The following is a 1637-nucleotide window of genomic DNA, read 5'->3' on the forward strand; positions in this document are numbered from 1 at the left end:
CCCGGCAGACACCGTCCAAGGGCCGCCCCGCCAGCCGAACACCGACCGGCTGACCAGCCCCGCCCCCGTACAGACGCCGCGGGGTCAGGTGGCGGCCGGTCGCCGCAGATGGCGTGCGACGGCGGAACCGACAGCGCTCATGCAGGAGGAGCAGTAACGTTCCTCGGCTGCCTCGCCCGAGGCAGCCGGGTCGGACGGGGCTCGCGGTGGAATCGGGTACCCGCACAGAGCGCCGGCTCGTGTCTCCTTGCTGACCACATGCCAGACCAGTGCACCATCGGCGGGTACCAGCTCCGCGCGCATCTCATACGTCAGCGTGCCTCCTGCGATCACAGCAAGCCAGGGGGCCCACTCCCCCACCTTTCGATGAGAGGCCACCGAGCCTGGACAGGCGAATCGGGACAGGCCAGCCGGAGGAAACCGACATGCCATAGGTTTGCCGGACCCTCCACTCGCTCCGCCGACTCAACACCTGCAGTTGACTGGGGCCACCGAGTCAGTCGCCGAAGAGCATCAGCGCTCTGGTGTGCCCGTACAAGGCGGCATGCAGCGCGGCGGCAGGTCGCGCGCGGCTGACTCGTTCGACACGCCGTAAAGCACGATGTACATAGAAGCGGCCGACGACTCGGCCGAAACCAGACCACGCTCTACCAGGCGATGGCACGTGTGGCTCAGGAACTTGTCCAGCCCGCGGAGCGATCCCAAGCGGGCGCGGTGCGTAGATCCGCCTGCACCGTCCAGCGCCCACGGGCCTGAGAGACACAGACAAAGGGCGCGGCGCGGTCCTTCGCCTGCGTGTACGCACTGTTGAAGCCGGTGAGCAAAGTCCGTCGGGGACCCCCTTCGCGGACAGGGACTGCGAGACATCAATCATGTGAGCATCCTGCGCCGCGACGCCTGCGGGGAACAGGCCAGGCCTGCGGGCCGGTAGGCGTGGTCGAACGCCACCCCGATACCGCCATCCCCCTTGAGGACGGACGGAGCGTGTCGGTCATCGTCCGGGCTGCCCGATGTCGTGGCCGCGCCAGGCGTCATCGGCGCTGGCGTACCGGGGGAAGCGCTCCTGCAGGGACGTCAGGCGCAGGAGCCGGCCGATGCGGTCCTGGTCGTAGACCAACCGTGTCCAGCGACCGGTCGCCTCGCTGCGGTCCCAGGCAGAGCACAGGTCGCGCAAAGGGCTGCAGTCCATGAACGTCACCGCGCTCAGATCGACGATCAGCCAGTCCGCGCCCGGCTGGGCGTCCGTGCCTCGCAGAAGGGCGCCGAACGCCGCGGCCGACGCCAGGTCGAGCTCCCCGGCCGGGGACGCGAGCCGACAGTCCTCCAACAGCGTGGGCCAACGTGATCGCATTGGGTTCAACTCCTTTGGCCGTGCCGCACCAAGCAATGGCCCGCGGAGAAAGCCCGGGCGAGAACGCCGCACCCGCAGCATAGAAGCGCTCACACTGCCGACCGGGCCCATATCCGATACCGACCCGAAACCAACACAGCCGCAGCCGAATTTGTCCGCGAAACGACGCCAGTTGTTCGAACCAGGCTCCCCCAAACACTGCCGCCGCCAGGACACGCCCCAGCCCTCGCATGGCGGCAGCGCGCCCTGCCCAACCCCAGCGCCCCACAGCACTCTGCGGGACGCT

1 protein-coding gene is annotated in these 1637 nt (G+C 68.8%); it reads right to left on the bottom strand.

Features of this window, described 5'->3' with window-relative positions; genetic code table 11:
* Positions 1 to 991: 991 nt before the first annotated feature.
* Entirely contained in the window at positions 992 to 1351 is a 360-nt protein-coding gene (locus tag E2E34_RS34125; protein WP_138905691.1) for an STAS domain-containing protein, read from the bottom strand.
* Positions 1352 to 1637 lie beyond the last annotated feature (286 nt).

It is taken from the genome of Streptomyces albidochromogenes, from assembly GCF_005981925.1.
Lineage (GTDB): Bacteria > Actinomycetota > Actinomycetes > Streptomycetales > Streptomycetaceae > Streptomyces > Streptomyces albidochromogenes.